The sequence below is a fragment of the Nonomuraea longispora genome (assembly GCF_004348345.1).
In the GTDB taxonomy this organism is placed as follows: Bacteria; Actinomycetota; Actinomycetes; order Streptosporangiales; family Streptosporangiaceae; genus Nonomuraea; species Nonomuraea longispora.
Genome location: NZ_SMJZ01000434.1, coordinates 1 through 1,287, shown reverse-complemented (window position 1 = coordinate 1,287; position 1,287 = coordinate 1). Strand labels below are relative to the sequence as shown.

Below are 1,287 nucleotides of genomic sequence, written 5' to 3'. Positions count from 1 at the left end.
TGAGGGGCCACCGTGATTCCGGACAGCCGTGTTATGAGTGCAGCCTATGCGGCTGTCTGGGTTGTAAGGGCCTCGTTGAGAACCTCCAGGGGTGGCCGGTAGCCGAGCGCCGAGTGCAGGCGCCGACGGTTGTAGAACCCTTCGATATAGCGGATGACCTGGCTTTTCGCCTTGGCTCGGGTGGTGAAGACGAAGCGGTGCAGCCACTCGTTCTTGAGCGAGGAGAAGAACGACTCGGCCATGGCGTTGTCCCAGCAGACGCCGGTGCGGCCGACCGAGCGGCGGATGTCCAGGCCGGTCAGGAACCGGCCGAACTCATCACTGGTGTAGTTCGAGCCGCGGTCGCTATGGAACACGGCGCCGCTCTGGAGCAGGCCGGTGCCAGCGGCCATCCGGATCGCGTCGGTGACCAGCTCGGTGCGGTAGTGGTCGGCCATCGCCCAGCCCAGCACCGCCTTGCTGTGGCAGTCGATCACCGTGGCCAGGTAGAGGAAGCCCTCCCAGGTGCGGACGTAGGTGACGTCTCCGACCAGCTTGATGCCCGGACGGGCGGCGGTGAAGTCGCGGCCGACCAGGTCGGGGATGCCGCGGTAGTCGCCCTGGATGGTGGTGGCCGGCCGAAACGCCCGCACCTGGGCCGGGACCAGGCCCTGCTCGCGCATCAGGGCGCGGACCAGCTCGGCTGAGCAGTGCTCGCCGCGACGGGCCAGCGCGGCGTGCACCCGCCGGTAGCCATAAGTCTCGTGCGAGCCCGCGAAGATCTCGGCGACCAGGGCGGCCAGCAGAGCGCGGCGTTGGGCGGTGGCCGAGGCCGGCCGCTCGCGCCACTCGTAGAAGCCCGAGCGCGACACCTGCAGCCAGGCGCACATCTTCACGATCGAATGACGGGCCTTCTCCGCGTCGATGAGCTCGTACTTGGCGAGCGTCATCGAGTCTCGGACGCGAAGAAGGCGGCTGCTTTTTTCAAGAAGATCAACTTCTCGCGCAGCTCGGCGTTCTCCCGCTCCAGCTCCCGGATCCGCGCCCGGTCCGGCCCCGAGACCGGCGGCTGCTCCTGCTGTGCGCGCGCGATCCGATGCCGGTTCACCCAGCTGCCCAGGGTGCTGGCGTTGATGTCGAACTCGCGCGCCACCGACGCGACCGTCCGATCGCCCTCCAGCACCATGCGGATGGCTTCTTCCTTGAACTCCGGCGAGAACTGCCTGCGACGCCTTGCCACGTACCTACCTCTTCCAGACTTCTGTCAGCTTATGTAGCCGACTGTCCGGAATCTGCTGGGCACCTCAG

1 protein-coding gene is annotated in these 1,287 nt (G+C 67.3%); it reads right to left on the bottom strand.

Going from position 1 to position 1,287, the window contains the following annotated elements; all coding sequences use genetic code 11:
• Nucleotides 1-44: 44 nt before the first annotated feature.
• Nucleotides 45-1,219 (bottom strand): IS3 family transposase gene (locus E1267_RS43790; RefSeq protein ID WP_425465133.1). Its coding sequence is split into 2 segments (ribosomal slippage): nucleotides 45-956 and nucleotides 959-1,219, totalling 1,173 coding nucleotides; the frame shifts between segments, so codons are not numbered across the junction.
• Nucleotides 1,220-1,287: the final 68 nt, after the last annotated feature.